The organism is Prauserella rugosa (genome assembly GCF_000719975.1).
GTDB lineage: Bacteria > Actinomycetota > Actinomycetes > Mycobacteriales > Pseudonocardiaceae > Prauserella > Prauserella rugosa.
Genome location: NZ_JOIJ01000035.1, coordinates 1 through 22,365, shown reverse-complemented (window position 1 = coordinate 22,365; position 22,365 = coordinate 1). Strand labels below are relative to the sequence as shown.

General features: G+C 69.4%; 28 protein-coding genes and 1 riboswitch. Of the genes, 13 read left to right on the top strand and 15 right to left on the bottom strand.

Annotated features, from left to right (window positions below):
• Window positions 1-244 precede the first annotated feature (244 nt).
• Genes IF64_RS0124210 through IF64_RS0124200 form a run of 3 tightly spaced genes read right to left on the bottom strand, consistent with a single transcriptional unit; the run spans window position 245 to window position 3,944 of the window.
• Complete coding sequence (locus IF64_RS0124210; RefSeq protein ID WP_030534486.1) at window positions 245-1,279, bottom strand: ABC transporter ATP-binding protein; 1,035 nt, start codon at window positions 1,277-1,279, stop codon at window positions 245-247.
• Complete coding sequence (locus IF64_RS0124205) at window positions 1,279-2,907, bottom strand: ABC transporter permease (RefSeq protein ID WP_030534485.1); 1,629 nt, start codon at window positions 2,905-2,907, stop codon at window positions 1,279-1,281. The genes IF64_RS0124210 and IF64_RS0124205 overlap by 1 nt, the downstream gene beginning before the upstream one ends.
• Entirely contained in the window at window positions 2,883-3,944 is a 1,062-nt protein-coding gene (locus IF64_RS0124200; RefSeq protein ID WP_030534484.1) for a thiamine ABC transporter substrate-binding protein, read from the bottom strand. Before IF64_RS0124200 ends, IF64_RS0124205 begins: the two co-directional genes overlap by 25 nt.
• A 65-nt stretch (window positions 3,945-4,009) precedes the next feature.
• A riboswitch (TPP riboswitch) is annotated at window positions 4,010-4,124 on the bottom strand.
• Between the two features lie 80 nt (window positions 4,125-4,204).
• On the opposite strand from IF64_RS0124200, the gene IF64_RS0124195 reads away from it, so the two are divergent.
• The 3 genes from IF64_RS0124195 (at window position 4,205) to IF64_RS0124180 (ending at window position 5,681) form a co-directional block, all read left to right on the top strand.
• On the top strand, window positions 4,205-4,507 hold the full coding sequence (locus IF64_RS0124195) for a 4a-hydroxytetrahydrobiopterin dehydratase (protein WP_030534483.1): 303 nt from the start codon (window positions 4,205-4,207) through the stop codon (window positions 4,505-4,507).
• A 99-nt stretch (window positions 4,508-4,606) separates the two neighbouring features.
• On the top strand, window positions 4,607-4,906 hold the full coding sequence (locus tag IF64_RS0124190) for a hypothetical protein (protein WP_145600433.1): 300 nt from the start codon (window positions 4,607-4,609) through the stop codon (window positions 4,904-4,906).
• Between the two features lie 217 nt (window positions 4,907-5,123).
• The gene (locus IF64_RS0124180; protein WP_030534481.1) at window positions 5,124-5,681 is read left to right on the top strand and encodes a GNAT family N-acetyltransferase; all 558 of its coding nucleotides are present in this window, start codon (window positions 5,124-5,126) and stop codon (window positions 5,679-5,681) included.
• 7 nt (window positions 5,682-5,688) lie between these two features.
• On the opposite strand, the gene IF64_RS0124175 is transcribed toward IF64_RS0124180, so the two are convergent.
• Window positions 5,689-6,318 (bottom strand): maleylpyruvate isomerase family mycothiol-dependent enzyme, encoded by a 630-nt coding sequence (locus IF64_RS0124175; protein ID WP_246134769.1) that lies wholly within the window; start codon window positions 6,316-6,318, stop codon window positions 5,689-5,691.
• The gene (locus IF64_RS27355) at window positions 6,315-6,611 is read right to left on the bottom strand and encodes a hypothetical protein (RefSeq protein WP_048807241.1); all 297 of its coding nucleotides are present in this window, start codon (window positions 6,609-6,611) and stop codon (window positions 6,315-6,317) included. The genes IF64_RS0124175 and IF64_RS27355 overlap by 4 nt, the downstream gene beginning before the upstream one ends.
• 84 nt (window positions 6,612-6,695) lie before the next feature.
• Here IF64_RS27355 and IF64_RS0124165 point away from each other — a divergent pair, with 84 nt between their 5' ends.
• Window positions 6,696-7,178: a PaaI family thioesterase gene (locus IF64_RS0124165; RefSeq protein ID WP_030534478.1), complete on the top strand. Its 483-nt coding sequence runs from the start codon at window positions 6,696-6,698 to the stop codon at window positions 7,176-7,178.
• 109 nt (window positions 7,179-7,287) lie between these two features.
• Here the strand turns inward: IF64_RS0124165 and IF64_RS0124160 are convergent, their stop codons facing one another.
• The 4 genes from IF64_RS0124160 to IF64_RS0124145 all read right to left on the bottom strand — a co-directional run bounded on the left by IF64_RS0124160 (window position 7,288) and on the right by IF64_RS0124145 (window position 9,584).
• Window positions 7,288-8,346 carry a peptidoglycan recognition protein family protein gene (locus IF64_RS0124160; RefSeq protein ID WP_048807243.1) on the bottom strand — a complete coding sequence of 353 codons (1,059 nt, stop codon included), beginning with the start codon at window positions 8,344-8,346 and terminating at the stop codon, window positions 7,288-7,290.
• A gap of 183 nt (window positions 8,347-8,529) precedes the next feature.
• Window positions 8,530-8,904 carry a nuclear transport factor 2 family protein gene (locus IF64_RS0124155; protein ID WP_169741968.1) on the bottom strand — a complete coding sequence of 125 codons (375 nt, stop codon included), beginning with the start codon at window positions 8,902-8,904 and terminating at the stop codon, window positions 8,530-8,532.
• A gap of 18 nt (window positions 8,905-8,922) precedes the next feature.
• Window positions 8,923-9,348 carry a type II toxin-antitoxin system VapC family toxin gene (locus IF64_RS0124150; protein ID WP_030534475.1) on the bottom strand — a complete coding sequence of 142 codons (426 nt, stop codon included), beginning with the start codon at window positions 9,346-9,348 and terminating at the stop codon, window positions 8,923-8,925.
• Window positions 9,345-9,584: a type II toxin-antitoxin system Phd/YefM family antitoxin gene (locus IF64_RS0124145; protein ID WP_030534474.1), complete on the bottom strand. Its 240-nt coding sequence runs from the start codon at window positions 9,582-9,584 to the stop codon at window positions 9,345-9,347. The genes IF64_RS0124150 and IF64_RS0124145 overlap by 4 nt, the downstream gene beginning before the upstream one ends.
• Window positions 9,585-9,709: 125 nt before the next feature.
• Between IF64_RS0124145 and IF64_RS0124140 the strand changes: the two genes are divergently transcribed.
• Window positions 9,710-10,522 carry an aminoglycoside adenylyltransferase domain-containing protein gene (locus IF64_RS0124140; protein ID WP_030534473.1) on the top strand — a complete coding sequence of 271 codons (813 nt, stop codon included), beginning with the start codon at window positions 9,710-9,712 and terminating at the stop codon, window positions 10,520-10,522.
• A gap of 22 nt (window positions 10,523-10,544) precedes the next feature.
• Window positions 10,545-11,156, top strand: a complete 612-nt coding sequence (locus tag IF64_RS25765) for a DNA alkylation repair protein (protein ID WP_051758130.1) — start codon at window positions 10,545-10,547, stop codon at window positions 11,154-11,156.
• A gap of 16 nt (window positions 11,157-11,172) precedes the next feature.
• Here IF64_RS25765 and IF64_RS0124130 read toward each other — a convergent pair whose 3' ends face one another.
• Window positions 11,173-12,036 carry an AraC family transcriptional regulator gene (locus IF64_RS0124130; protein WP_030534471.1) on the bottom strand — a complete coding sequence of 288 codons (864 nt, stop codon included), beginning with the start codon at window positions 12,034-12,036 and terminating at the stop codon, window positions 11,173-11,175.
• 149 nt (window positions 12,037-12,185) lie between these two features.
• On the opposite strand from IF64_RS0124130, the gene IF64_RS0124125 reads away from it, so the two are divergent.
• Complete coding sequence (locus tag IF64_RS0124125) at window positions 12,186-12,938, top strand: class I SAM-dependent methyltransferase (RefSeq protein ID WP_030534470.1); 753 nt, start codon at window positions 12,186-12,188, stop codon at window positions 12,936-12,938.
• Between the two features lie 94 nt (window positions 12,939-13,032).
• Here IF64_RS0124125 and IF64_RS0124120 read toward each other — a convergent pair whose 3' ends face one another.
• Window positions 13,033-13,557 carry an acetyltransferase gene (locus IF64_RS0124120; RefSeq protein ID WP_084706078.1) on the bottom strand — a complete coding sequence of 175 codons (525 nt, stop codon included), beginning with the start codon at window positions 13,555-13,557 and terminating at the stop codon, window positions 13,033-13,035.
• Between the two features lie 107 nt (window positions 13,558-13,664).
• Between IF64_RS0124120 and IF64_RS0124115 the strand changes: the two genes are divergently transcribed.
• Window positions 13,665-14,231, top strand: coding sequence for a TetR/AcrR family transcriptional regulator (locus IF64_RS0124115; RefSeq protein ID WP_030534468.1), 567 nt, complete (start codon window positions 13,665-13,667; stop codon window positions 14,229-14,231).
• On the opposite strand, the gene IF64_RS0124110 is transcribed toward IF64_RS0124115, so the two are convergent.
• Window positions 14,217-14,774 carry a putative immunity protein gene (locus tag IF64_RS0124110; protein WP_030534467.1) on the bottom strand — a complete coding sequence of 186 codons (558 nt, stop codon included), beginning with the start codon at window positions 14,772-14,774 and terminating at the stop codon, window positions 14,217-14,219. The genes IF64_RS0124115 and IF64_RS0124110 overlap by 15 nt on opposite strands.
• 313 nt (window positions 14,775-15,087) lie before the next feature.
• Here IF64_RS0124110 and IF64_RS0124105 point away from each other — a divergent pair, with 313 nt between their 5' ends.
• A complete protein-coding gene (locus IF64_RS0124105; protein WP_051758129.1) occupies window positions 15,088-16,230 on the top strand; it encodes a cytochrome P450 family protein in 1,143 nt (380 codons plus the stop codon).
• A 267-nt stretch (window positions 16,231-16,497) separates the two neighbouring features.
• Window positions 16,498-18,138, top strand: coding sequence for an ABC-F family ATP-binding cassette domain-containing protein (locus IF64_RS0124100; RefSeq protein WP_211252661.1), 1,641 nt, complete (start codon window positions 16,498-16,500; stop codon window positions 18,136-18,138).
• Between the two features lie 32 nt (window positions 18,139-18,170).
• Here the strand turns inward: IF64_RS0124100 and IF64_RS28295 are convergent, their stop codons facing one another.
• Window positions 18,171-18,530 (bottom strand): TetR family transcriptional regulator C-terminal domain-containing protein, encoded by a 360-nt coding sequence (locus IF64_RS28295; RefSeq protein ID WP_428829435.1) that lies wholly within the window; start codon window positions 18,528-18,530, stop codon window positions 18,171-18,173.
• Window positions 18,531-18,698: 168 nt separating this feature from the next.
• Between IF64_RS28295 and IF64_RS28290 the strand changes: the two genes are divergently transcribed.
• Window positions 18,699-19,094 carry a hypothetical protein gene (locus tag IF64_RS28290; RefSeq protein WP_051758127.1) on the top strand — a complete coding sequence of 132 codons (396 nt, stop codon included), beginning with the start codon at window positions 18,699-18,701 and terminating at the stop codon, window positions 19,092-19,094.
• Window positions 19,095-19,160: 66 nt separating this feature from the next.
• Here IF64_RS28290 and IF64_RS0124085 read toward each other — a convergent pair whose 3' ends face one another.
• Entirely contained in the window at window positions 19,161-19,559 is a 399-nt protein-coding gene (locus IF64_RS0124085; protein ID WP_030534463.1) for a MerR family transcriptional regulator, read from the bottom strand.
• 77 nt (window positions 19,560-19,636) lie between these two features.
• Here IF64_RS0124085 and IF64_RS0124080 point away from each other — a divergent pair, with 77 nt between their 5' ends.
• Window positions 19,637-20,347, top strand: coding sequence for an SDR family oxidoreductase (locus IF64_RS0124080; RefSeq protein ID WP_030534462.1), 711 nt, complete (start codon window positions 19,637-19,639; stop codon window positions 20,345-20,347).
• A 152-nt stretch (window positions 20,348-20,499) separates the two neighbouring features.
• On the opposite strand, the gene IF64_RS27350 is transcribed toward IF64_RS0124080, so the two are convergent.
• A complete protein-coding gene (locus IF64_RS27350; RefSeq protein WP_145600435.1) occupies window positions 20,500-20,811 on the bottom strand; it encodes a hypothetical protein in 312 nt (103 codons plus the stop codon).
• A gap of 165 nt (window positions 20,812-20,976) precedes the next feature.
• Here IF64_RS27350 and IF64_RS0124065 point away from each other — a divergent pair.
• A protein-coding gene (locus IF64_RS0124065; RefSeq protein ID WP_145600438.1) for an IS3 family transposase occupies window positions 20,977-22,250 on the top strand; the annotation gives its coding sequence in 2 pieces (ribosomal slippage) (window positions 20,977-21,265 and window positions 21,265-22,250; 1,275 coding nt in all).
• The last annotated feature ends 115 nt before the right edge of the window (window positions 22,251-22,365 follow it).

The following is a 22,365-nucleotide window of genomic DNA, read 5'->3' as shown; positions in this document are numbered from 1 at the left end:
ACCGCACCACGGTGTCGACGCCACCACAGGATGAAGAACGCGCCCGGGTGGATCACCCGCTACGACCCACACCACGGCACCTCGTCCATCACCACACCCCACGGCTCCACCTACACCGGCAGACGCCGACCCATCCTCACCCCGAAACCCAGCGAAACCGACGAACCACCGTTCTGACGAACGTTCACGCACGACACCGAACGACACCCTCAACTCCAGGGAAATGCGTTGCGCGGCGGCATCGCTAGCCGACGATCGCCACGCCGTCGGCATCGAGCGCCAGACGAACCTGATCGCCGGCACGGACCGACGCCGACATCGTCGCCACGGCCTCCACGGTGGCCACACCCGGAACGGTCTCGGACACTTCGACCGTGACCCGGGTGTGGTCGCGGCGCCGCGCGCACGCCACCACCTCACCGTGCACCGCGTCGCCGACACCGCCGTCGCCGGTCACGCGCAGCGCGTGGGGCCGTAGACCGACCGTCACGGCGCCACCGGCGGTGACGTGGGGCACGGTGGCGGAGCCGAATGCGCAGGTCAACCGGCCGCCGTCGATGTGACCGGGCAGGGTCGTCGTGACGCCGAGGAAGCGCGCCACGCGTTCGTCGGCGGGCGCGCGCCAGACGTCGAGGACGTCGCCGGACTGGCGGATGGTGCCCGCGTCCAACACGGCCACGCGGTCCGCGAGGGTGAACGCCTCCTCCTGGTCGTGCGTCACCAACAACGTCGTGATCTTCGCCCTGCGCAACACGCCGACCAGATCGAGCGCCAACGACTCCCGCAGCTCGGCGTCCAAACCGGACAACGGCTCGTCGAGCAGCAACAGCCGCGGCCGCGGTGCCAACGCCCGCGCCAACGCGACGCGCTGCGCCTCACCGCCCGACAACTCGGTCACCCGCCGCCGCTCGTAACCGGCGAGTCCGACGAGCTCCAGCAGCTCGGTCACCCGCCGCTCGCGCTCGGCCTGCGCGACCCGGTGCATCCGCAGACCGAACGCCACGTTGCCCGCCACGTCGCGGTGCGGGAACAGCTGGCCGTCCTGGAACACCAACCCGAACCCGCGGCGATGCACCGGCACACCCGCCAGGTCACCGCCGTCCCATCGCACCGACCCCGTCGCGGCCTCCAGACCGGCGATCGCGCGCAACAACGTCGACTTGCCCGACCCGGACGGGCCCAGCAACGCCAACACCTCGCCGTCGGCGACCTCCAACGCCGCGTCCCGCACCGCGGGAACCCCCGCGTACGTCACGGTCAGCCCGTCCACCGTCAACATCAGAACTCCCCGACATTCGCCTGCGGAGACCGCAACCGGTCGATGACCGTGGCCACCGCGGCCGTCACCACCATGAGCAACGTGCACGCCGCATACGCCATCTGCGTGTTCAACTCACCGGGCCTGCTGATCAACTCGTTGATCGCCACCGGCAACGTCGGCGCCTCCGGCCTGGCGAGGAAACTCGTCGCACCGAACTCGCCCAACGCGACGACATAGCCGAACGCGGCCGCGGCCGCCAGCGACCGCGCCGCGAGTGGCAGGTCGATCGCCCACCACACGCGAGCGGGCCCCGCGCCGAGCGTCGCCGCCGCCTGGCGCAACCGCTCGTCCACCGACCGCAACACCGGCAGCACCATCCGGATCACCAACGGCACCACCACCAGGGCCTGGGCGAACGGCACCAGCAACGGCGACGTGCGCAGATCGCCGGGCAGGGCGTCCATCGTCACGAGGTACCCGAAGCCCACGGTCACCGCCGACACCCCGAGCGGCAGCATCAACGCCGCGTCCAACGTCTCCGACGCCACCCGCGCGGCACCGCCGCGCGCCCGCCCCGCCGCCACCAGGGCCGCAGCCGCCAGCACGCCCACCACCATCGCCAGCACCGTTGCGTCGAACGCCGTGCGCAGCGAGTTGAGCGCCGCATCCCAGCCCGTCACGCTCAACGCGCCGGCACCGGATGAGCCCAGCGCCCGGTAACCGTCCAGGCCCCATCCGTCCCGAGTGGACAGCGACCGCGCGACCAGCGCCACGATCGGCACCACCAGCGCGGCCAGCACCGTCCCGGCCGCGCCGACCACCCACCACTCGCCGCCCCGCGGCCGCCGGGCCATCGCCAGCGGTGCGCGCAGGGCCGCCGCGCGCTCCCGCCTCCGGCGCGCCACGCCGCCGATCACCAACGCCACGACCACGGCCGCCAGCTGCACGAGCGACAACGCCGCCGCCCCCGGCAGGTCCAGCAGTTCCACGGTGCGGACGTAGATCTCCGTCTCCAACGTGCGGTAGCGCGCGCCGCCGAGCATCAGCACCACACCGAAGCTCGTCGAACAGAACAGGAACACCACCGCGGCCGACGACGCCAGCGCGGGCATCAACGCGGGCAGCGTGACCGTGCGGAACGCCCGCCACGGCGACGCGCCCAACGAGCGCGCCGCGTCCTCGGCCCTGCGGTCCAGCTGCGCCCACAGCCCGCCCACCGTGCGCGCGACGACCGCGACGTTGAAGAACGCGTTCGCCAACACGATCACCGCGACACCGCCGTCCGGCCACAGCGCCTTGAACGCCAGGCCCACGACGACCGTCGGCAACACGAACGGAACGAGCAGGAACGTGCGCGCCAACCCCGCCCACCGCAGCCGCACCCTGGCCAACAGGAACGCCACCGGCATGCCCGCGGCCACGGCCACGACGGTCGAGGCGGCCGCCTGCCCGACGGTGAACGCCGCGAGATCCCACGTCTCCGCGTGCGCCAGCACCGCGCCGACCCCACCCTCGGTCAGGCCGAGACGCACGATCGCCACCACCGGCCAGGCGAAGAACACGCCGAGGAACGCGATCGGCACCGCGGCCAGCGCGGCCACGCCCAGGCCGCGCGGCCTGCTCAGCCCTCGTACAGCTCGCGCCACTGCGAGATCCAGTCCTCCCGGCCGCGGTCGACCTGGTTCGAGGGCAGCTCGGCGGGATCCTCGGGAAGGGGAGCCGCCTCCTGCCACGCCTCGGGCAGCTCGACGTCCGAGCGCGTCGGGTACACGTACATGTTGTCGGCCACGGTGCGCTGGAACTCGCGCGAGAGCAGGAAGTCGACCACCTGCCGTGCCTGCCGCGGCTTGTCGGTGCCCGCCAGCACGCCCGCGTACTCGACCTGGCGGTAGCAGGTGTCCAGCAGCGCCCGCGTGCGCGGCGAGCCGTCGTCGCCGACCTCGGCGGCGGGCGACGACGCGTACGACACCACGATCGGCCTCGGGCCCTCGCCGGACGATCCCGAGAACTCCTGCGTGTACGCCTCGGTCCACCCGCTGACCACCTCGGCGCCGTTGGCCTTGAGGTCACGCCAGTAGTCGCGCCAGCCGTCCTCACCCGAGTCGGCGATCGTGGCCAGCAGGAACGCCAGGCCTGGCGAGGACGTCGCCGGGCTCGGCGTGACCAGCAGATCCCGGTAACGCGGCCGCGTCAGGTCGGCGAACGTGCGCGGCTCCGGCACGTCGTGCGAGGCGAACCACTCGCGGTCGACGTTCACGCACACGTCGCCGACGTCGACGGCCGTGAGCCGGTCGGCGCCCCGGCCGTCGAGGGCGTACCGCTGCGGTCCCTGCCCTGCGGCGTCCGGCGTGTGGCGCTCGAACACGCCCTCGCGGAGCGTCCGCGAGGCGAAGGTCGAGTCGACGCCGAACGCCACGTCCGCGACCGGGTTGGCCTTCGTCAGCACGAGCTTGTTGGCGAGCGCACCCGCGTCACCCTGCTTGAGCTGCTCGATCCGGATCCCGGAACGCTGCTCGAACGCCTCCAGCACCTCGCGCGGCACCGCGAACGAGTCGTGGGTGGCGAGTGTGACCGTGGTGGCTGCGTCGTCGGCGTGGTCCTCGCCACCGGCCAGAGTGCATCCGGTGGCCAGCAGACCCGTCACAGCGACGGCGATGGTCGTGCGCAAGCGGCGCGGCAACATGGCTCTCCTCTTCCGACACCGTGCACGCCCTCACCGGATCGGGCGACATGGACGGCGTGAGCGGCCCGAGGCCGAGCCTGCCTCCCTGCGCCGGCATGATCCGGATCAGGTGCGAACGGTCGTGGGCTGATCGGCCCACCTCTCAGTCCGGCGGGGCACCGGACTCCCGTGGCGGTGATGCAGTGACGCGCGATACGTCTCGTGCATCGATGCGGCACTGCGACTGTGCAGCCTACCCCGCACGCCACCACCATGGACACATGACGGAACTACTCGACGACGACCGCATCCGTACGGCACTCGAACACCTCCCCCACTGGCAACGCGACGGCGACGCGATCACCCGCGAGGCGAAACTGCCGAGCTTCCCGCGAGCCATCGAGGTGGTGAACCGCGTCGCCGAACTCGCCGAGGCGGCAGACCATCACCCGGACGTGGACATCCGTTGGCGAACGCTACGTTTCTCCCTGAGCACGCACAGTGCGGGCGGCCTGACAGAGAAGGACATCTCGCTGGCGACGGAGATCGACGGTGTCGTCGACGCCGTCATGGACGCCACGTAACGAAGTCCCACCCAGGACGATGTGACGTGTACAGCAACCGGCAACGATCCCGTGTGACCGAACGTTACTCGGGTATCCGACCAGAAGGAGGGAGTGCGCATGAGCCGAATCGCCTTACGTACCAACGATTTCCGTGGCGTGTCCACAGAAGACGACCGGCGGCGAACACGGCGGATGCGTGCTCTGGTGGCGTCGGTTCTGACCGCTGTCGGATTCCTGTTCGCCGGAGCACTGCCTGCCTTCGCGGCCGAGGAGGAGACGCGGCGCGCGGCCTCGTCGCCGTGGGACGCGTTCACCCAGGCGCTCGTCGTGGGCGGCACGGCCTTCGTCATGATCATCGGTCTTGCCGGGGCCGTCCTGTACTACACGGCCAAGGGGCATCGCAGGCAGCTGCAGTAGGGCGGCCGACGTCACTCGGTCGCGCTGTAACACCGGCTTCGCCCGGTGCGCTGTTCCAGGTAGGACGTCATCTACACCTTCACCTCGGGAGCACCCATGCAGCGCGTTCCTGTCCTCGACCCTCGTCGCCAGGCCGTCGTCACGGCCCTCGCCACGTTCGTGACGCTGATGTTGGTGATCGCACTGGCGATCATCGGATGAGCCACGGCGGCACCTGATGCCGACCGCGGCGTTCACGCACAAGCCCGTCCTGACCGGCGAGCTCGTGCAGCTGCGGCCGGTCATGGCCGCCGACGCTCCCGGCCTCGTCGCGCTCGCCCGCGACGAGGCCGGTTCGCATTCCGCATCCCCGGGCGGGGCGGGTCTTCGGGACCTCGCGGCCGCCCAACGCTGGTACGGCACGTGCGGGCAGCGCACCGACCGGCTCGACCTGGCCGTCGTGGAACGCGCCACCGACGGGTTCATCGGCGAGGCGGTGCTGTCCAACCTCGACCCGTACAACGCCTCGTGCACCTTCCGCCTGGCCCTGCTGGGTCCGTACGGCGACGGCCACCGCGCCGAAGCGGCCGGGCTGGTGCTCGCCCATGCCTTCGACGTCGCGGGCATGCACCGCATCGAGACCCAGACCGCCGCACACGAGAACCGCATCCGCGCCGCCTACGAGGCCGCGGGATTCGTCCACGAGGGCACGCGCCGCGAGGCGATCGCCGTGGACGGTGCGCGCGTCGACCTCCACGTCCTGGCCGCGCTCGCCGACGACCGCGACGAGCGCTGACGCTTGTTCAGGGGCCGATGCGCCGGGCCAGCAGCGGCTGCCCGGCGCCGGTCAGTTCGTCCACCACCCCGCGACGCCCGGCGACCGCCATCAGCAACGGTTCGCCCGGCCCACGGACCTCGAGGCCCTCGCCCGCGGTGAAGTCGACGTCGTCGGCGATGAGCCGCAGTCCCCGCACGCGTCCCTTGGACCGCAGCGGCGATGCACCGAGCGACATCCGCAGTGCCTCCAGCAGCCGGTCGGGAGGTACCTCGCGCGGCCGTCCCAGTGCCCGGCGGATGTCCTGGTGGTGGATCAGCCCGTCGAGCAACGCGATCCGCCCACCGCCGAGCGAGGTGAACCCGCGCGGGCGGAGCCGTTGTCTCAGCAGTGCCAGCAACCCGTCCGGCTCGACGGCGTACTCGGCGACGCCGATCTCGTTCCCCGCGCCGGGACTGAACCGTCCGCGCGCGAACCGCCGCAGCACGCCCACCGCGCTCAGGTCCTCGTAACTGATCACGTGGGCCACCACGTCGCGCACCCGCCAGCCCTCGCACAGGCTGGGCGCGTCCCAATCGGCCGGACTCAGCGTGGCCAGGAACTCGGCCAGGTCGGTGCGTTCCCCGGTCGCCATGGCGAGCCGGTCGGGTGCGGTCACCGCTCGTCCGGCGTTCGCCGCGGCGGCGGCTCCGGAACGCCCTCGATGTGGGCACCACCGCCGGGGTAGCGCCGCGGGGTCTCGTGGGGGTACTGCTCGGCAGCGCCCTCGGGCTTGCGGCGACGCGGGAACGGTTCCTGGTGCCCCGGGTGGTCGGGCGGCAGGTCGGCGCCGTGCCGCGGCTGGTCCCGGCGATGCCGGCCCCCGGTGTGCCGATCGGGTTCGACGGGCTCGTCGAACTCCGGCTGCCCCGGCCACGCATCCGGTTCTGGGGATCTCTGCGGTTCGGGCATGATGCCGTCTCCTGAATCACCTCTGCGGCCGGCCGGAACCGACCGGCTCGCCGCCGACGATAGCCCTCGACGATGATGAGCGCCATGAGCACTGAGACCGGGACGACCGACGACGCGGGGCCGAGCATCCAGCAGATGCTGTTTCCCGACATGACGTGTTTCGGGTGCGGGCCGGCCAACCCCGACGGACTCCGGCTGAACAGCTACGAGGTCGACGGCATCGTCCGTGCCACGTTCACGCCGTGGCCGCAGCACGACAACGGCGGCGGCTACCTCAACGGCGGGATCATCTCGACGGTGCTGGACTGTCACGGGGCGGCCGCCGTGATGCTCGAGGCCGACCGCCGCGGCTGGAAACCGGCGCCGGGCCAGGACCTCGCCTACGTGACGGCGGGTCTCGACGTACGGTTCCGCAGGCCGACGCCGCTGGACGAACCATTGGAGGTCACGGCGGAGCTGACGGCCGTCGACGAGCCCGAGATGACCGTGGTCTGCGCGATCAGCCACGGAGGCAAGACCAGGGCCACCGGCACGGCGGTGTGGAAGCGCTGGCGTCCGCGCACCTGACAACCGTCCGCGATCCTGCGCGAGGCCCCGTGGCGAGGCATGCAACGGACGCAGCGCCGTGCCCGGGGTTTCGCACCCGGGCACGGCGCGCGACTCGGTGGTGGGCCGGTCAGACGAGCCAGGCCCACGTGGTCGGGCCGACGACGCCGTCGACGGTCAGCCCGTTGGCCTTCTGGAACTCCTTGACCGCCGTGTCGGTCAGCGACCCGAACGAACCGTCGACCTCGAGACCGGCGCCGTACTTGTTCAGCGCGGTCTGCGCGGCCTTCACGGTGTCGTCGCTGTCTCCGGACGAGCGGCCGGCGACGAGGGCGGCGAACGTCTGCGGTCCGAGCACCCCGTCGGCGGTGAGCCCGTTGTCGGACTGGAACTTCTTGGCCGCCTCTCCGGAGGCCGGACCGAACGCGCCGTCGACCTCGAGGTCCGCGCCGTGCTGGTTGAGCAGGTGCTGGGCCGCCTTCGACGTCTGGGGCGGGTTGGTGCGCTCCGGCGAGACGGTCGAGAAGCTCGAGCTGGCCGCCGTCCACGGCGCGGGCGGCTGGTCGGGCACGGATTCGCCGTTGACCAGAGCCAGGAAGTAGTCCCAGTCCCAGCCGTCGCCGGGGTCGTTGTGGGTGGCGTCGGGAACGTCGCTGTGGCCGATGATGTGCTCGCGGTCGGCCGGGATGTTCCACGTCGAGCACAGGTGCTGCACGAGCTTGGCCGACTCGCGGTACAGCGCGGCCGTGTAGTAGTAGCCGGGCTCCTCGATCCAGCCCTCGTGCTCGATGCCGACCGCGTACGAGTTGGCACTGTTGGCGTGCCACGAGATGCGGTTCTCGCGCACCATCTGCGTGATGTGGCCGTCGGACGAGCGCACAACGTAGTGCGCCGCGACGCCGTTCTCGCCCGCCATGTGGTTGATGGCGCCCTGGTAGCCGCCCTGGGTGGTGTGGATGACGACGGCGGTGACCTTCGACCGTGTGTCGCCGAGGGCGTTGGAGCCGGCTTCGACCCAGTCGTCGGCGCCGGCGTACTCGGGCACGTCCGCGGCGGCGGTGGGCAGGGCGGCCGCGGTGCGGGCCAGTGCGGGCAGGCCCGCGACGGCGGCCGCGATGCCTCCGGTGACGGCGAACATGCGGCGCCGGGACATTCCGGCGGCGGACAGCGGGGACTGATCGGACGGCATGGTTCCTCCGGTTACGGCAGGGAGATCCTCGCGCGCACCGGTCGCCGGGCGGCGGCGGTGCGTTGATCGCGAACGTAGGACAGTGGGTCCGGGCGAAACCCCGAAAAGCCGTGAACTACCTACTTTGCTCCTACCGACGAACGGATTGGACCACCTGCCGTTCTCGGTGGTGTGGCCTGGGAATCAGGACCGGAAGACACGAAGGTGCGCGAAGTGCTCGGCCTTGAGCGTGCGGAACCACAGCACGTGCGACCAGTGCCGGACCTCGCCGTCCGAGCCGGTCCACGTGCCCCACGCCGACGCCGCCTTGCCGTGGGAGATCGCGGCCTCGACGTGTGCCGACGCCAGCGCCTCCGGCAGCAGGCCCGGCAGTGCCGCGGCGACGTCGGTCCGGCCGTATGCCGTGGGGCCGCCCGCGATCTCCAGGACACAGTCCTCGGCGAGCACCTCCGCGAGTGCGTCCGTGTCACCACGCGCAAGGTGTTCCTCGAACCGGGCGACGAACAGGTTCTTCGGCGAGTTGCCGCACGTGTCGGTGCCGGTGATCTCCACAGCCACAGCCACTCCGTTCCTCGGTTACCCGTCGGCGAGCCACGGGTCGATCAGGCGCACGTCCTGCCGGTCGAAGTCCTTCGTGTTGCGCGTGACCAAGGTCAGGTCGTGGACCACGGCGGTCGCCGCAATCAGCGCGTCCCGTTCCGGCCGGGGATCCGGAACGTGCGACCGGCCCGCGTGCCGCGCGACGGGTACGTCGACCGGCAACACGCGGCCCGCGAAAACGTGGAGGACGTCGTCCTCGAGCCAGGTTCGCAGCCTGGCGGCCTGGGCCCGGTCGCGCCGTTCGACCCGACTGATCCCCAGTTCCACCTCCAGAATCGTCACCGCGGACAGGTAGAGATCGGACGGCGTCCGCGATGCAACCCAGGAACGCACCGCACCGTCGGCCCGGTCGGCGGGTTTACGAAGCTCGCTCAGGACATTCGTGTCGAGCAGGTAGCTCACAACTCGGGAACCTTCGGCTGCAACTGGACGGGTTCGAAGTCGACGTCGATGTCGTCGGTCATGCTCAGCCGGTCGACCAGATCCGCTCCCGTTTCACCGAGCCGCCGGTACTCGTCGATCGACAGCAGCACGAACGCCGGCTCGCCGCGATCGGTGATCAGCACCGGCCCCTCTTCGGCCGCCCGCTTGGCAGCGCTGACGTCCCGGTTGAACTCGCGCGCACTCATCGTCGTCATCGTCACCACCCGGGATGTAGGTACGTAACTACCTTACCAGGCGGTCGCGATCCTGCTCAACCAACGCCGGTTCATGCGCACCGTCTGCCGCGGTTCCGGCGTGGTTCACAGCTACCGTGGCCCGCGTGGACACACCACTCCCCGACGAAGTGGCCCACGCCGTCGGCACGTATCTGCGGGCAGCCGACCGTGTGCTGCCGGGCGGGATCGTCGCGGCAGCCGTCGGCGGATCGATCGCGCTCGGCGCCCATCGGCCGGGCGCCAGCGACGTCGACCTGGTCGCCCTGCTCGACGACGATCTGCGTGGACGACGTGATCTTCTCCGCCGACTACGCGCCCTGCATGTGGCGCAACTTCCACGTCTCGTCGGCCGAGCCGCGCGCGGACACGGATTCTCCGCGTGCTGCAACACGGCCTTCGTGTGGGAATCGGATGTGTCCCTGCCGGTGAGCCGGATCGAACCGGTGGCCTCCCACACCGGAGAGCTCTTCGACGCCCGCGGAGCGTTCGACGTCAACCCGGTGACCTGGCATGAACTCGATCGCGGCGGCATTCCGGTCCGTGGCGGAGACGTCGCGACGTGGAATCTCGATCCCGAGCCGTCCGCGCTCCGCGACTGGACCCGGCAGAACCTGCGCGACTACTGGGTCCCGCTCGGTACACGCGTGGCGACGGGGAAGGGCCCGCTGTCAGCGTCGCGTGTGGAGTGGTGCCTGCTCGGACCGGCCCGCATGCACGCGACCATCACGTCCGGCGAGGTGATCAGCAAGGACGACGCGGGCAGGCACGCACTCGAGACGTTTCCCGAACACGCGCCGATCCTCCGCGTCGCACTCGCCCGACTCCGGCGCACCGCACTGCCACCGAACCCGCCGCGTACCCAATGGCGACACCGCACCGCCGCGGCCATGCAGGCGATCATCGCGGCCACCCTGTGAACCAGGGCCTACGATCAGCGGTGTGGGAACCACACTCGCCACCGCCGCCGAGGTGGTCGCCGCCTTGCATGCCAACGCCGATCCCGCCGAGGAGGCGAAGATCCGCGTTCGGGTCGCCGACGACGAGCCGGTGATCGGTGTTCGGATGGGCACCCTTTTCGACATCGCCAAGGCAGCCACGGACCTACCCGAGGCCGAGTTCGACGAGCTGGTCACGCACGCGGCCTACGAACCACGCATGGCAGCGTTCTGCATTCTGGACTTTCGAAGCAGGCGGGCACTCTCCGACGACCGCCGCGTCGTCCTGGCCCGCAGCTACCTGGACCATCACGATGCCATCACCACCTGGGACATGGTGGATCGAGCGGCACCCCGCGTCGTGGGCATGCCGATGCTGAGCGGCGCCGTCGACGTCGGGATTCTCAACGAACTCGCACGCTCGACCGATCCGCTGCGCAGGCGGTCGGCCATCACGGCACCGCTCTGGTTCGTCAGAAAGGGATCGACGGCGGACGTCGAGCGGGGGCTCGCCGTCGCCGCCTCCCTCGACGACGACGAGCACCCGTACGTCCGCTCGGCGGTCCGAACCTACCGCAAGCACGCTGCACGACGGGTGTCGTCCAGCGCCGGCTGAGCCGCTGCCGCCGATCTCAGGCACGTTCGACGGGGAGCCAGAGCTCGCACGTGGCGGTACTGAAGTCCTCGGCGCTGTCGAGCACCGCCACGATCGACGGCCCAGGACGGAGGCGCCACGGGTTGGACGGGAACCATTCGGTCGCCGTCGCCGCCCAGGTGTCCTGCAGCACCTTCGGGTGCTCCCCCGACGTGCGGAAGACCGCCCACGAACCGGCCTCGGCCTCGATCACGTCGAGGTCGTCCGGGACGTCGGTGTCGGCCCCGACGGCAACGCCCTGCATGTGCGTCAGTTCGCTGCCCTCGGTGTGGCCCTCGGCGTCGGCGCTGACCTGCAGCACGCCGCTCGGCTCCATGTTGCCGAGTTCCTTGAGTCGCACGAACGCCGAATCCGGCAGCGACCGGATGTGCTCGGCGATGTGCGGGTTGATGCCTTCGTAGATGAGCGGTACGCGCGCGGCGTAGCCGACCAGGCGGAAGGCGGGTTTGTCGACGATACGTGCGTCCATTGTGGTGCTCCCTTCGACGGTCAGGCGGAACCTGAGCTGTGCTTGGCTGCGAAGGGGGCCGCCTGCGCGGCGCACGTCTCCCGGACGCACGCCGTGGACCGTGTGGAACGCCCTGCCGAACGCCTCGGTCGATCCGTATCCATATCGGACCGCGATCGTCAGCAGGTCCTCGCCGCCGATGACGTCCGCCGCGGCGACCGTCATCCGCCGGCGCCGGATGTAGTCCGACACCGGCATTCCCGCCAGCGACGAGAACATACGGCGAAGGTGGTACTCGGTGGTGCCCGCGCCGGCCGCGAAGGCGGCGACGTCGAGTTCCTCGTCGAGATGGTTCTCGACCGCGGCCACGAGACCGTTGAGAATGTCGATCACGGCTGCTCCCTTCACGACCGATTCTTGCGACGCACGTACACCGCCCGCCCGATCTTTCCTGCCCGATGCGATCGCGTCCACGCGCGGCGCATCCGGCGCGGGCGGAAACCGTGTTGCGACGCGTCGCCACGCCCGTGCACCCTGCCCGCGTGCGCACGTACGAGGAACTGATCGCCGAGGCGACCGACGCCGACGTCACGGGCTGGGGCTTCGACTGGCTCACCGGCCGGGCCACGGAGGAGCGCCCTCCGTGGGGATACGCGCGCATGCTCGCCCGACTCCTCGGCGAGGTCGAGTCCGCTGTGGACATCGACACCGGTGGCGGGGAGGTCGTCGCCGAGGCGCCGAGACTTCCACCGCGCATGGCCGTGACGGAAAGCTGGCCGGCCAACGCCGAACGTGCCCGCGCTCTGCTCGGCCCGCGCGGGGTCGAGGTGTTCGACACCGACGGCGGCCCGTTGCCGCTGCCGGACCGGTCGTTCGAACTCGTCACCTCGCGTCACCCGGTGCGGCCCGACTGGGACGAGATCCATCGCGTGCTGATTCCCGGTGGCCGCTACGTCGCGCAGCACGTCGGCCCGGGTTCGGCGTTCGAACTCATCGAGTTCTTCCTGGGACCGTTGCCCGAGGCCAGGCGGAAGCGTCATCCCGAGGACGAGGCCGAAGCGGCGCGCCGCGCGGGCCTGGCCGTCGACTCCGTGCGGACCGCACGCTGCCGCATGGAGTTCCACGACGTCGGGGCCGTGGTGTGGATCCTGCGCAAGTGCGTGTGGTGGGTGCCGGACTTCTCGGTCATCCGGTACGAGAACGAGCTGCGCGAACTCGATCGCCGCATGCGGGAGGGAAGCCCGTTCGTCGCGCACTCGACCCGCCACCTGATCGAGGCGCACCGTCCCGTCTGAACTGCCGTGGAACAGGCCGGTGCGAGGTTCGCGCCCCGCAGTTACACGTGGTTGGGCCATCCTCGGTTCGCGAGAGTGTCGGCCTGCGCCGGCTTCACCCAGCGGGTCCAGTCGTCCTGCGGCCGGTAACCCAGTGCCGTCCACGCGGCTGCGCCGAGTGCGTTGCCGGCCAACACACCGTCGACATGTGCACCAGTGGGTACGGAAGCCCGTCGCCGTCGACCGGGCTCCGCCCCGTGATCGTGAATCCCATGTGCTCGTAGAAGCCCACGGCCTGCCCGTTCTGCTCGTTGACGTCGACCTGCGAGACGTCGTGGAACGTGATCACGTGGCGCACCAACGTCGATCCGATGCCGACTCCCCGACGTGACGCGTCGACGAACAGCATCTCGAGTTTGCCCGCCGCCGTCCCGGCGAAGCCGGCGACCTCGCCCTCGACCTCCGCGACGATGAGCCGCACGTTGGGGAAGTAGTCCGGTTCCAGGCGGGCCTCGATCGCGCTGCGATGTTCGGCGGACAGGAACTCGTGGGTGGCGTCGACGGCACTGCGCCACACCCTGCGAAGCTCCGGATACTCCTGCGCACCCCGCACGTCCCTGATCTGCACCTCGCCCGGCATACGGCCGACCCTACTCAGCTCCCGCCGGCGACTCGAAGGGATTGTGGGACCACGCCACCGCCGTCGACCCACCGGCGTTGTGCAGCGGCCGGTATAAAGTCGGGCGCATGGCAGGCAGACCACGTAGCTTCGATGCCGACCAGGCGCTGCTCCTCGCGATGGAGCAGTTCTGGGGTCACGGCTACGAGGCCACCACCGTGTCCGGCTTGACCGAGGCGATGAGCATCACCGCACCGAGCCTGTACGCCGCGTTCGGCGACAAGGACACGCTCTTCCGCAAGGCCGCGCAGTGCTACGTCGACCGGATCATGTCTCAGGTCGACCAAGCCCTGGCCAAGGCGAGCACCCGCGAGGCGATCCACGAACTGCTGCGCACCACCGCCGAGGGCGCGGTGGCCGACGATTCGCCACGCGGGTGCTTCATGCTCAGTGAGCCGCGGCTCGCCGAACATCGTGAGCGAACGCGGCAGCGCGTCGCGGCCCGCATCGCGCAGGGAGTCGCGTCCGGCGACGTGCCGTCGAGTACCGACCCCGACCGGCTCTCGCGGTTCCTCCTGGCCGTTCTGGTCGGGCTGTCGGCCCAGGCGAGGGAAGGCGCGGACCTCGACCAGCTGCTCGGTGTCGTCGACAACGCCCTGTCGGCCGTTCCCGGCGCGGACTCATTCGACGTCTGATCCCCGGGCGCGCAGTGCCGTGTCGAGCTCCCCCATGACGACTCCGACCTCCTGACGGCCGACCGTCGCATGTGGATAGCGGAGCAGCACGTCGATCACCGTGGGCGTGACGAACCGGCGCACCGTCTCCATCGCCGTCGCGCGGGACATCGGCCTGTCGGTCCGGTTCGCCTGAGCGAGCACGCAGTGAGCCGGTCCTCGGAGAATGTGCCCGACCTGCGCGGAATCCGCCAGCGGATGCAGGTATGCCGACGCCGCGGCGTCCCCTGCCGACATCGCGGCGTGCGCCGCGGCCGATTCGACGTCCTTGGCGGCCCGGTGCGCCGCGAGCGCGCCGATCCGCTGCGCCTTCGTGCGCGGGCCGCCGGCCGCGAACGCCGCTGCGGCTTCTACCGCATCCCGAGGGCGGGCGTCGCCGGGCGCGGCTTTCTCGAACACGTCGAGGACCAGTTCGGCACACGCCACGGTGAACGCCGTGACGGCACGAAGTTCGTCCAGCGTGAGCACGAAATCCGGGACCCGACTCCCACGCGATGTGGCCACGGCGCCACCGTACGGGTCCGTTCGGGCGCGCGCTGACGACCGCAGCCAGCCGCTGCGACACCGGGGCCGGGCGCGCACCCTGCCGGCACGGAACCATGTCCCTCTCGCGCGTCCCTCTCGCACACCGTCGTCGTCACGCGTAGTGTCCGATCCGATACGGAAAGACACATACCTGGTACGGCCGCCACACTTGCTCGAACCAGAGTTGCCGAACATTGTTTCCGCCACCGAGGGATCGCGATGACCGAACCGCACCTGGCCGATCTGCTGAGCACATCCGATCGGGGACGCGTTCTGGGCCGAGATCGGCCCGATGCCACCGGTCCGACGTGGACGGTACTTCGATCAGTCCCCGATCTGGCTTGTCACCGGGTACGACGAGGCACTCGCCGTTCTCAAGGACCCGGGATCGTTCAGCAACGACATCAACACGCGTAAGGACGCCGTGGACGTGCTGGCAGCTGCCGGTCTGCCCGACGACGTCGCGCCGTACCTGTCGCAGACCCTCGGCGCCTACGACCCGCCGGATCACGCACGGCTGCGACGCCTGGTGTCGCGGGAGTTCACGGTGCGGCGGGTGGAATCGCTCCGGCCCCTGATCCAGACCATGGTCGACGAACTGGTCGACGGCTTCCCTGATGAACCGTTCGATTTCCTCGAGCGATTCGCCCATCCCTTGCCGGTCCGGGTGATCTGCAAGCTGCTGGGCGTGCCGGACGAGGACACGGAGCGCTGGCGGACGTGGTCGGACGGGCTGACCGCGCCCGATCCGGGCGCGATGGCCGACAGCGCCCGCGGTCTGGTGGCCTACATGTCCGAGCTGATCGAGCGGAAGCGCGAGGACGGCGACGACCGACTGCTCAGTGCGCTCATCCGGGTGCGAGATTCCGACGGCGACCGGCTCACCGATCGGGAGCTGACGTCACTGGCGCTGACACTGCTGCTGGCCGGTCACGAGACGACCGTGAGCGTGCTGAGCGAGGGCCTCCTGCTTCTGCTGAACCAGCCGCCGGAGCAGGAGCGGCTGCGCGGCGACCTCGACGCGGTTCCCGCCGCGGTGGAGGAGATGCTGCGGGTCGCCGGTCCCGCGGAGATCGCGCCGATGCGCTACGCGAAACACGACGTCGAACTCGGAGACGTGACGATCCGCGCAGGCGAGCCGGTGCAGGTCGTCTACGCGACAGCGAATCGCGATCCGCGGCGGTTCGACGCGGCCGACAGCACCGTTCTGGGCCGGGAGGAGAATCCCCATCTCGCGTTCGGCAACGGGATCCACTACTGCCTGGGAGCCTCGCTGGCGCGCGCCGAAGCCGATCTGTCCTTCCGGACGCTGCTGACCCGGTTCGGCAATCTCAGCGTCGCGGCCACCGCCGACGAGATCCGCTGGCAGCCCGGAGCGGCCCGGCGCCTGGCCGCTCTCCCGATACGGGCGACCAGCACACCGGCACGTCACTGACCCGAGCCGCGAACGCAGAACCGCAACCGCAGCGCCCCACCCACTGCGGATCCCGGCCGAAAAGCGTTCGCGCGGCCGCACGCGCCATGGTTACCGTGTACGAGTCCTGCCCCGTCGAAACGAGTGGACCGGTGAGGAACTCCGACGCCGACGCGTGACCCGCGCTGATCGTCGTGACGTCCGCTACCCAGCGGCAGCCGTTCCCCAGTGGCGGCCGGACACGGCCCTGTGATCAGCGTTTCCCGCATCGATCGCAGGAGGCCCTCCTTGACTGCTCTGACATTCGACCACCTCACGTTCCTCTGGCCCGACGGAAGCACGGCTCTCGACGACGTGTCCGGAGCGTTCAGCGCCGGACGCACCGGGCTCATCGGCCGGAACGGCTCCGGCAAGACCACGTTGCTGCGGCTCGCGGCCGGTGAACTCGCGCCGACGTCGGGACACGTCGCGGCCGACGGCGACGTCGCATACCTGCCGCAGAATCTCACCCTCGACACCGACGCCCGCGTCGTCGATCTGCTCGGGGTCGCACGCACCTTCGACGCCGTCCGGGCCGTCGCGGACGGAGACGTTGACCCCGAACGGTTCGACGAGATCGGCGACGACTGGGACGTCGAAGCCCGCTGCCGCGCCGTGCTCGCCGACATGGGCTTGAGCGCGGGGTTGCTCGAACGTCGGGTCGGCGAGGTCTCCGGTGGCGAGGCGATTCTCGTCGCGCTCGCCGGTGTCCGGTTGCGCGGCGCCGCCGTCACGTTGCTGGACGAGCCGACGAACAACCTCGACCGGGGCGCCCGCGAGATGGTCTACGACCTCGTGCGGTGGTGGCGCGGAGCGCTCGTGGTCGTCTCGCACGACAGGGCGCTGCTCGACCTCATGGACAACACCGCCGAGCTGTACGACAACGAGCTGACGACCTTCGGCGGGCCCTACTCCGAGTGGCGCACATGGTTGGAGAAGGAACAGGCGGCCGCGCAGCAGGCCGAGGTCGAGGCCAAGAAGATGCTGGAGAAGGAAAAACGTCAGCGCATCGAGGCCGAGACGAAGCTCGCGCGCCGCGCCCGATACGCGCAGACCGACTACGACAACAAACGCCGGCCCAAAGTGATCATGAAACTCCGCGCAGGGGAGGCTCAGGTGTCGGCGGGAAAGCTGCGCCGCGAGGTGCACCACAAGGAGGAGCACGCCCGCCGGGCCCACGACACCACCGAGCGCAGGGTGCGCCACGACCGTGCGGTGCGGATCGACCTGCCGGACCCCGGCGTCGCCTCGTCGCGTCGCATCGCCGAACTCGGCGACGGCGAACGTCGGTGGCTCGTGCAGGGGCCGGAACGTGTGGCGCTGACCGGTCCCAACGGCGCAGGCAAGACGAGTCTGGTGCGCGCGTTGCTCGATCTCCCGACGCCGGAGGGCGGGGCGGATCCGATTCCCACGGTCCGCGCTGTGTCCACAGTGCACACCGACCGGATCGGACATCTGCCGCAACGGATCGACGATCTCGACGAGAACTCCTCGGCACTGGAGATCGTGCGCGCGGCGGCGCCCGGGACGGCTCCCGCAGAGCTGAGGAACAGGCTGGCGAGGTTCCTCATTCGGGGCGAGGCCGTGCACCGTCCGATCAGGACGCTCTCGGGCGGCGAACGGTTCCGGCTGGCGCTGGCCCGGCTACTGGTGGCCGATCCGCCTCCGCAGCTGCTGATCCTCGACGAGCCGACGAACAACCTCGATCTCGACACCGTCGACCAACTGCTGAACGCGCTCCGCTCGTACCGCGGAGCCGTGCTGGTCGTCAGCCACGATCGCGTGTTCCTGCGCGAACTCGCCCCTGACCTCGTACTCGAACTCCGCGGCGACCGCCTCACCGAACAGAGCATCACCGAGCAGAGCCTCCCCCCAGCGGGACCTCTCTAACGAGGGGGTGCATCGCGCGTGCGCGCATGTCTTCACTCGGCGTGCGCGCCAGACCTCTGCTGCATGAGCGTGCGAAGGTGCAACGTCAATGCGTCGCGGGCGACGCTCGCGGAGTCCATATCGGGATGCAATGCGCATCGGAGCGTCAGACCGTCGATCAGCGCCGTGAGGCGAGCGGTCTCGAGAACAAGGTCAATGTTTGCAGCGAGCGTTCCGCGGCGCTGCGCCGACTCCACAATGACCTCGACCATTCTCGCGGTCTGCGCCGCCGCGCGTCGCGAGGTCTCGGCAAGGCTCTCGTCCGTTCTCGCTGCCGTCTGGAACTCGATCCACACGATCGCCTCATCGCGCCGAACGGCATCGATGGGAAGGAACTCACAAAGGAGGTCCACGATCGCCTCCAGCCTGCCTTCCCTGCTCAGACTGCCATTGTCGAGCTTACTCAGCAGGGTCGATGCGCGAGCGGTCACGCGATCACGAATGCGGTCAGCAATGACGTCGAACGCGAAACGGAGCAGCTCCTCGCTTGTCGCCGTCCTCGTGACACCGCGCTCTCGCCCGTGATCCTTCTTGCGATCGGCACACGAAGCCTGCTCGAGTTCGACCCGAGCGCGATCGACCTCGTCTGGTTGACAGCCCTCTCGCTCATCAGCTTGGGCTTCGGCGCGCTCCGCTCGGCATCCACGGTCATCGAACGTCGTGGCGGACAGTTCATTCAGCGCTACCGCTGGACGACCTTCGCGCTGATGATCGCCTCACTTGTCGTGTGCGCGGGGCTCGGCCTGCTGGCGCAACGGTTCGGCATGCACGAGGAGGCCAGGCCGCTGACGTTCACCATCGGCATCGGGCTCGCGGGCGAAGGAACGATCACCCTCATCAGAGCGGCGAGGAAAGGCGCCCCCGTCCCGTGGTCCAGCAAGGGGGCCACCCCGTCTGAACCGGACGGCCGATCCTGAGACGACTCCCGACGACCGCGTTTCAGTACCCGCCAACCTCGAGGCGGGCCGGGACGCGCGGTCGCCTCATGACTTGATCGCATCATTCCCGGCCAGCCTGCACTCGGACGCGGGCTTTCCCGCCGCAGACTCCGCAGCAGCGACACGCAGCTGGGACAACCGATCGCGCGCGTTGGTCAGTTCGTCGATCCGCCCCTGGATCCGGTCGTGCTCGTCGTCGAGCCGCGCGCGCATGACCGGGGTGGCCACACCGGTGTCGAGGAACGGAAGGATCTGCAGGATCGCCCGGCTGGGCAGCCCCGCCGAGAACAACAGCTGCACGAACCGAACACGATCGACGTCGGACTCGAGATACTCCCGGTGGCCGCCGGAGGTGCGGTCGGAGGGCACGAGCCCCTGCTCTTCGTAGTAGCGGAGCGAGCGGACACTCGCCCCGGTCCGGCGCGCAAGCTCACCGATGCGCATCGGCACCCCCTTGATCAGACGGCGAGTTGAGATCGGGCTTGAAACTGACACCCATGTGAGGTTCTAGCGTAGGCGCTATGGACATCAGCGAAGCCACAGCACTCGTCACCGGCGCCAACCGCGGCATCGGCCGCCACATCGCCGCCCAGCTCCTCGAACGGGGCGCGAAGGTGTACGCCGCCGCCCGTCGTCCCGAGAGCCTCGATCTCCCCGGGGCCGAGCCGATCGCGCTCGACATCACCGACCCTGCCGCCGTCGAGGCAGCCGCACGACGTGCGAACGACGTCGACCTGCTCATCAACAACGCCGCCCTCGCCACCACCAGTTCCCTGCTCGGCGACCTCGATCTGGTGCATGCCGAGATGAACACGAACTTCTGGGGAACGCTGTCGATGGTGCGCGCTTTCGCTCCCGTCCTGAGTGCCAACGGCGGTGGAACCATCGCCAACATCGGCTCCGCCGCGGCCTGGATGGCGATGCCCGACGGCACCGCGTACGCCGCCACCAAGGCCGCCGTGTGGAACATGAGCAACGGCCTGCGTCACGAGCTCGCAGGTCAGGGCACGTTGGTCAGCTCGGTGCACCTCAGCGCGACAGACACTGAGATGGGCCGCGACGTGGCCCTGGAGTTGAACGACCCGGCCGACGTCGCCCGCGCCACCATCGACGGCATCGAACGCGGCGACTGGGAGATCATCGTCGACGAGCAGACCGCGATGGCCAAGGAATGGCTGGCCAAGGATCCGAAGGGCTTCTACGTGCTACTCGACCAGATGCTGAACGCATAGCTGTGCGGATGCTGCGGCTGAGGCTGCAGGGACGTCGAACTCACACGTTGAACCTGAGCGTCTCGGGCAAGGCCACCATCTGCATAGACGTCCCCTTTGGACAGTAACGTCAGCACAGAACCAGCACGGGCAGTCGCTAGAACGCTCGCCCTCTAAATCCCGTCCAGTGGGTTCCAGTCCACCTCTACAACCCCACGTTCGCCGATGATCTTCAGTGGTTCGCCCGCGTAGGCAAAGATCGCTCGTACATGGAGAGTGGTGATCTTGGCAGAGGTCAGCACGGAGAACATGTCTTCGGGCATGTGCGGGCGCAGGGTCTCGAGCGTGTCGGCCAGTTCCGCCACCCGGTCAGGATGCGGCCGCACGCCCGACGCCTTCGCAGCCTTCCGAAACCCTGCGATCAGAGGATCAGTGTCAGCATCGGGCTCATCGGTGACGATGAACCATGGTCGGTTATCGTTCACCGGCCTACCCTTCGCCCGTGGTCAACGGCCTAAGACCGAGCTTTCAGGTTGGCAACCACCCAGCTAGCGACCTGCTGACCCGGTTTACAGGAGTCCTTGCCCTCCTGCTCGCTGAGCCACCCCGGTGTGTCCGGAGACTTCAGTCCTTGGGAAGGATGAGGTCTCATGTCAGGGAACACGTCGCGGAGGTATCCGCCGGAGCTGCGAGAGCGTGCAGTGCGGATGGTCGCTGAAATCCGTGAGCAGCATCCCTCGGAGTGGGCGGCGATGGCCGAGGTGGCCAGGCTGCTCGGGGTGGGAACTGCGGAGACCGTGCGCTCCTGGGTGCGGCAATCGCAGGTCGATGGTGGTGAGCGGGCCGGCACCTCGAGTGAGGAGTCAGCGGAGCTGAAACGACTTCGGCGGGAAAACGCCGAACTTAAGCGCGCCAACGGGATTCTACGGGCAGCTTCGACTTTCTTCGCGGCCGAGCTCGACCGGCCGTCTCGGTGATCGTGGCGTTCATCCGCGAGCACCAGGGCCACCGGGGTAACGGTGGGTTGGTGTGGGGTGTCGAGTCGATCTGTGCCGTGCTGTCCGAGCACGGCTGTGGGATCGCCCCATCGACGTACTATGAGCATCTACGGCGCGTGCCCTCGGCGCGGCAGCGCCGGGACGGCTGGCTCACCACCGAGATCACCCGGGTGCATGAGACCAACTTCGGCGTGTACGGGGCCCGGAAGGTATGGCTGGCGCTGAATCGGGACGGTATCCGGGTGGCTCGCTGCACCGTCGAGCGCCTCATGGGAGAACTCGGTCTTCGCGGTGCGGTCCGCGGGAAGGTCAAGCGCACCACGACCGCCGATCCGGCTGCGCCTCGACCAGCCGATCTTGTGGATCGTCAGTTCAGCCCACCGGCACCGAATGTGTTGTGGGTAGCGGACTTTACGTATGTCTCGACCTGGTCGGGATGGGTGTATGTCGCGTTCGTCATCGACGCCTACGCCCGCCGCATCCTGGGCTGGCGCAGCTCCACGAGCATGACAACCGGCCTTGTTCTGGATGCGATCGAACACGCGATCTGGACCAGAAAACGTTGCGGCACAACCAACTTGTCCGGGCTGATACATCATCACGACGCGGGCAGTCAGTACACATCGCTGGCCTTCACCGAACGACTGGCCGCAGCCGGCATCGACGCCTCGATCGGCAGCATCGGCGACAGCTACGACAACGCCCTCGCCGAAACGATCAACGGCCTCTACAAGACTGAGCTGATCAAGCCCCGTAAGCCGTGGCGCACGGTCGAGCAGGTCGAGTTGGCCACCGCCGAATGGGTCGACTGGTTCAATCACCGTCGCCTCCACGAATACTGCGGCGACATCCCACCGGTCGAACTCGAAACCACCTACTACGCTCACCACCGAGCCCAGCAACCCGCTGAGCTCTCAAACCCATAGCTCTCCGGACACGCCGGGGGCTGCTGAAGGAAACTGTGACAGTGGTTTAGGCCGCCGGGGTGGCGGTGTGGCTCATGATGGTTTCGTATTCGATGGGGGTCAAGCGGCCGAGGCG

What these genes read in the sequence shown, in the direction of transcription:
- IF64_RS0124210 (WP_030534486.1), bottom strand. Translation starts at nt 1,279, where the DNA reads ATGTTGACGGTGGACGGGCTGACCGTGACGTACGCGGGGGTTCCCGCG.
- IF64_RS0124200 (WP_030534484.1), bottom strand. Translation starts at nt 3,944, where the DNA reads ATGTTGCCGCGCCGCTTGCGCACGACCATCGCCGTCGCTGTGACGGGT.
- IF64_RS0124195 (WP_030534483.1), top strand. Translation starts at nt 4,205, where the DNA reads ATGACGGAACTACTCGACGACGACCGCATCCGTACGGCACTCGAACAC.
- IF64_RS0124190 (WP_145600433.1), top strand. Translation starts at nt 4,607, where the DNA reads ATGAGCCGAATCGCCTTACGTACCAACGATTTCCGTGGCGTGTCCACA.
- IF64_RS0124180 (WP_030534481.1), top strand. Translation starts at nt 5,124, where the DNA reads ATGCCGACCGCGGCGTTCACGCACAAGCCCGTCCTGACCGGCGAGCTC.
- IF64_RS27355 (WP_048807241.1), bottom strand. Translation starts at nt 6,611, where the DNA reads ATGCCCGAACCGCAGAGATCCCCAGAACCGGATGCGTGGCCGGGGCAG.
- IF64_RS0124165 (WP_030534478.1), top strand. Translation starts at nt 6,696, where the DNA reads ATGAGCACTGAGACCGGGACGACCGACGACGCGGGGCCGAGCATCCAG.
- IF64_RS0124160 (WP_048807243.1), bottom strand. Translation starts at nt 8,346, where the DNA reads ATGCCGTCCGATCAGTCCCCGCTGTCCGCCGCCGGAATGTCCCGGCGC.
- IF64_RS0124145 (WP_030534474.1), bottom strand. Translation starts at nt 9,584, where the DNA reads ATGACGACGATGAGTGCGCGCGAGTTCAACCGGGACGTCAGCGCTGCC.
- IF64_RS0124120 (WP_084706078.1), bottom strand. Translation starts at nt 13,557, where the DNA reads ATGCCGGGCGAGGTGCAGATCAGGGACGTGCGGGGTGCGCAGGAGTAT.
- IF64_RS0124115 (WP_030534468.1), top strand. Translation starts at nt 13,665, where the DNA reads ATGGCAGGCAGACCACGTAGCTTCGATGCCGACCAGGCGCTGCTCCTC.
- IF64_RS0124105 (WP_051758129.1), top strand. Translation starts at nt 15,088, where the DNA reads ATGCCACCGGTCCGACGTGGACGGTACTTCGATCAGTCCCCGATCTGG.
- IF64_RS0124085 (WP_030534463.1), bottom strand. Translation starts at nt 19,559, where the DNA reads ATGCGCATCGGTGAGCTTGCGCGCCGGACCGGGGCGAGTGTCCGCTCG.
- IF64_RS0124080 (WP_030534462.1), top strand. Translation starts at nt 19,637, where the DNA reads ATGGACATCAGCGAAGCCACAGCACTCGTCACCGGCGCCAACCGCGGC.